The sequence below is a fragment of the Saccharomonospora saliphila YIM 90502 genome (genome assembly GCF_000383795.1).
In the GTDB taxonomy this organism is placed as follows: Bacteria; Actinomycetota; Actinomycetes; order Mycobacteriales; family Pseudonocardiaceae; genus Saccharomonospora; species Saccharomonospora saliphila.
In genome coordinates this window covers 3,967-8,425 of sequence record NZ_KB912698.1, presented here as the reverse complement: position 1 = coordinate 8,425, position 4,459 = coordinate 3,967, and the positions used below count along the sequence as shown (strand labels likewise).

General features: G+C 70.8%; 4 protein-coding genes. 2 read left to right on the top strand and 2 right to left on the bottom strand.

The window, feature by feature from the left end; all coding sequences use genetic code 11:
- Positions 1 to 549 (bottom strand): ADP-ribosylglycohydrolase family protein (locus SACSA_RS23270; RefSeq protein ID WP_019818581.1); only part of this gene is annotated, 549 nt, incomplete at its 3' end.
- Positions 550 to 763: 214 nt separating this feature from the next.
- Between SACSA_RS23270 and SACSA_RS0115660 the strand changes: the two genes are divergently transcribed.
- A complete protein-coding gene (locus SACSA_RS0115660; RefSeq protein WP_019818580.1) occupies positions 764 to 1,636 on the top strand; it encodes a spermidine synthase in 873 nt (290 codons plus the stop codon).
- A 127-nt stretch (positions 1,637 to 1,763) separates the two neighbouring features.
- Here SACSA_RS0115660 and SACSA_RS0115655 read toward each other — a convergent pair whose 3' ends face one another.
- Entirely contained in the window at positions 1,764 to 2,003 is a 240-nt protein-coding gene (locus tag SACSA_RS0115655) for a hypothetical protein (protein WP_048876872.1), read from the bottom strand.
- 352 nt (positions 2,004 to 2,355) lie between these two features.
- On the opposite strand from SACSA_RS0115655, the gene SACSA_RS23265 reads away from it, so the two are divergent.
- Positions 2,356 to 4,459, top strand: a 2,104-nt coding sequence (locus tag SACSA_RS23265) for a sensor histidine kinase (RefSeq protein WP_083940273.1), incomplete at its 3' end; no start/stop codon positions are given.

Sequence of the window (4,459 nt, the reverse complement as noted above, 5' to 3'; positions counted from 1 at the left end):
GGCGTCGGCGTGGGCGTGGGTGACCTCGGCGCTGCGGCGCGCCAGGTCGGCGACCGCGTCGAGGCCTGCTCCCGCCAGAGCCACCGGGGCGACGCGCATGGCCCCGCCGTTGCCGAACGAGCCCTGGGCGAACACCGCGCGCGTGGCCTGCCGCCACGGTGTTCCGGCGACGATCAGCTCGAACGTCCGCACCACGCCGCCGCCGTAGCCGCGCCACGGCTCGGCCCGCCACGCCTCGGCGAGTTCGCGGGCCAGCACGTCCTGGTCGAGGCTGTCCTGGTCGAGCCCGTCGTGGTCGAGCCCGTCGTGGTCGAGCGCCGTCGCGTCGGTCGCGCCGGGGGATCGGCGGTGCGCCAGGTGTCTCGCCAGTACCAGGGCGAGCGCGGTGTCATCGGTGTGCCGCAGCGGTGTCCGGTCGCGCTCGACGGCGACGATGTCGGCATCGGAGACGTCGGCGATGCCTTCGAACGGAGAGCCGAGGCAGTCGCCGAGCGCCAGACCGAACAGCGATCCTCGCGCCTTGTCCCGCCGCACTTCGTCGCCGCGCACTGCCCCTCCCCCGTCCCGGACGCCGTTCGTATCCAGCCTGGCACGGCCGCGCCCGCGCGGTGAAGGATTCCTTACCGCGCGGGCATCACGGTCCCCACGCCCAGTCCCCGCACGGCGAGCGAGCGCCGTCGGCGCGATGATGGTCCCGGCGGCGGGGCCGGGTGTCCCGTCGCGTTCCGAGCCGCCGAGCGCACCACGAGAGGAGTGGAACTCGTTGTCCGAGCTGAAGGAGCCGTTGACGCGAGGGCTGGCCCAGCTCTGGGACCTCGACGAGGTGATCTGGGAGGGCGATACCGACTATCAGCACGCCGTGATCGCGCGGACGTCCCAGGGTGTCGCGCTGTTCTGCGACAACGACCCGCAGAGCACGGAGCTTGCCCAGCGGCACTACCACGAGGCGCTGCTGGTGCCCGCTCTCCTGCTCGCCGACCGGGTCGAGAGAGTGCTCGCGGTCGGTTCCAGCGAGGGCGTCATCAGCCAGATGGCGGTCGAGGCGGGCGCGGCGCACGTCGACCACGTCGACATCGACCGCGAGGTCGTCGAGCGGTGCGCGCTCCACCTGCCCTACGGCTACAGCGCCGACGACCTCGACCGCGCCGTGCGCGGGGACGGGCCGGTGTCCATGCACTACGCCGACGGCTGGGAGTTCGTGCGCAGGGCGGCGTCCTCCGGCGAACCCGGCTACGACGTGATCGTCGCCGACCTGCCCGGGGAGCGGGAGGACGCCGCGCAGCACAACCGTCTGTTCGGCACCGAGTTCCTCCGCCTGTGCGCCTCGGCGTTGCGTGAGGGCGGTGTGGTGACCTCCCAGGTCGGCTGTCCCACGCTGTGGTTGAACGACATGCTGCGGCGCGCCTACGACCGGTTCACCGACGTCTTCGGCACCGTCTTCTACTACGGCTCCGACGAATTCGACTGGGCCTTCCTCACCGGCCGTGCCGACGCGGTCGCCGACCCGGCCACGCGCATGACCGAGCGGTTCCCGGAGATCTCCTATCGCCCGCGAACGCTCGACGCGCAGGCGCTGGCCGCGAACAGCGTGCTGCCCTACACCATCCGCAGGGACCTGGCCGCCGACCGCACCTGACTCACGTGGACTCGACCGGTACGGGTGACACTCGTCGACGACGCGGTTCCCGGCCGATGCGCGCGGTCGAGACCGGTGTTTTTTCGGCTGGTGCGGACCAGGTGTGGTCCCGGCCGGTGGGCCGGCGTCACGGGTGCCCGTGCCGGTCGTCCCACGTCACCGCGGTGACCAGGCACCACAGCGCGGCCACGGCCAGCGCCCCGGCGAGCACGGCGGGCCACCACTCCGACATCGTTCCCGCGAGGAAGACCTGCACGCCCGCCGTGCCGCCGAACGCGGCGGCGAGCAGGAACAGCACCCCCCGGGACAACGCCCGCCGCGGTACCGGGCGCGGGGCGATACCGTCGTGCGCGGACCGTCGTGGCATCGACACCACCTCCTCGGTGTGCCTCACCGGGAGTATCGCGGGGGCTCTCGCGAGGGTTACGTCGCTGCGGTTCACACCATTCGAACATGAGCTACGCCACAGTAAGGACGCACGTCACAAGGGGCTGCGCCCATCCTGGTGTGACACATAGAGTCCGTCTGACAAATTTCGCCTGTGAGGCGGGCTTCCGACTCCGTGACCAGCGCCGCCGTGCCGTGGTCGACGGCGAGTCACCGTATTGACTGATGCTCGCGCGACTGCATAGCCTCCATGCGCAGCGTCGGCTCGGTGCGGGGTCGCGCGAGCGGACCACCGGGTTGGGGGCCCAAACGGAACAGTCGCTGAAAGGGCCTTGAGCGCGTTGTTGAACACGAAGACCGCCTCACGCCGTGGGCGTGCGACGATCCGCACCCGGGTGCTCGCGATCGCGTTCCTGCCCAGTCTCGTCTTCTTGCTCGCCGGGTCGGCGCTCGCGGGTTACCTGATCTACGACTCGGTTCAGGTCCGGTCCTTCGCCACCAAGGTGCACGATGCCGCCGAACCGGCGGGCCGCTTCTTCGCCGCCGTGCGTGAGGAACGGCGCCTGACGCTGCAGGAGCTGTCGGACTCGCGTTCGCTGCGCGCGGAACTCCAGCAGACCCGCGCCGCGACGAACGCCACCGCGCAGGAGCAGAGCAAGGCGCTCGAGGACATCGGCGGGGACGCGCCCGCGAACGTCGCGGAGAGCATCGTCCGTACCCAGCGTCAGGTCAGCGCCCTGCCGGAGTTCCGGGAGCGGGTCGACAGCGGAGACGTCTCGCTGCAGGAAGCCTACGACTTCTACAACCGGATCATCGACGAGTACACGGCCGGGCTCAACGGTGTCGCCCAGGAGACCCCGAGCGCCGAGACCGCCTACAAGCGGCTCATGGCGATGCCGCTGTTCACCAGTTCCGATTCCATGTCGCGCGGTGACGCGCTGGCCTCTGCCGGAATCGCGAGCGGCGGACTGACCGAAGAGGAGTTCCGCAGCTACATCAGCCAGGTCGGTGCCTACCACTCCGCGCTGCGGCAGGCGGAACCGAACATGATCCCGGCGGTGCGCCAGCAGTACGAACAGCTGGTGAGCAGTCCGGCGTGGAAGACGCTGACGACGGTCGAGAACGCCTTTCTGCGGGGCAACCAGACCAACCTGCCCGTCCCCGAAACCGAGTGGCGCACGGCGGCGGCCGAGGTCAGCACCGGGCTGTGGAACCTCTACGTCCAGCAGAGCACCAGCGCGACGAATCTCGCGCTCGACGAGGCCGAGGACCAGCTCACCACGTCGGTGCTCGCGGCGGTCGGCGTGCTGCTCGTCGCGGCGGCGGCGTTCTTCATCGCATGGCGGCTGTCGAACGGGCTGATCAAGCGGCTCACCTCGCTGCGCGCCGAGACACTGGACATCGCCGAGGAACGGATGCCCCGCGTCGTCGAACGCGTCCGCGGCGGTGAGTCCGTGGACCTGTCCACCGAGGTGTCGTACCTGGACCATGGCGACGACGAGATCGGACAGGTCGCCGACGCGTTCAACAAGGCCCAGCAGACCGCCATCGCCGCGGCCGTCGACGAGGCCAAGACCAGGGAGGGCACCAAGCGGGTCTTCCTCAACATCGCCCACCGCAGCCAGGTGATCGTGCACCGGCAGCTCCAGGCGCTCGACGCCGCCGAGCGCAAGCAGGAAGACCCCGATCAGCTCGACATGCTGTTCCGGCTCGACCACCTGTCGACCCGCGCCCGCCGCAACGCCGAGAATCTCATCATTCTCGGTGGCGAGCAGCCCGGCAGGCAGTTCCGCACCCCGGTCGCCATCAGCGATCTGGTGCGGGGCGCGACGGCCGAGACCGAGGAGTACAAGCGGGTCACGATGGGCAAGCTTCCCGCCACGGCCGTCGCGGGGCCCGTGGTCGGCGACCTTGTCCACCTGCTCGCGGAGCTGATCGACAACGCGACCTCCTTCTCCCCACCGCAGTCGCGGGTGGAGGTGCGCGGCGAGCTGGTCGGCCGGGGCGCGGTGATCGAGGTCGAGGACCAGGGCATCGGCATGGAGTCCGAGGAGCTCGACCGGCTCAACGAGATGCTCGGCAACCCGCCCGACTTCAGCTTCATGGCGCTGTCCGACGAGCCCAGGCTCGGCCTGTTCGTCGTCGCGCGGCTGGCCGCCAAGCACGGCCTCACGGTGACGCTGCGCGACTCCGCCTACGGCGGGACGCGGGCCATCGTGCTGGTGCGTTCGGACCTGCTCAGCGAAATCTCGGACAAGGGCAAGTCCGGTTCGGCGAGCGCGGAGGACGACCCCCGCGACCAGGCGCTCCCGGCGATCAGCCGCAGGCCCCGTTCGTTGCCGAAGGCACCCGCGGGCCAGGTCAACGGCTCCCACGACGCGCCCGGTCTGCCCACGAACACGGGCCTCGCGGGCGCCGGGGCCGCGACACCGGGCG

Excerpts from the sequence above, each read along its gene's own strand:
- SACSA_RS0115655 (WP_048876872.1), bottom strand. The coding sequence starts at position 2,003 with ATGCCACGACGGTCCGCGCACGACGGTATCGCCCCGCGCCCGGTACCG.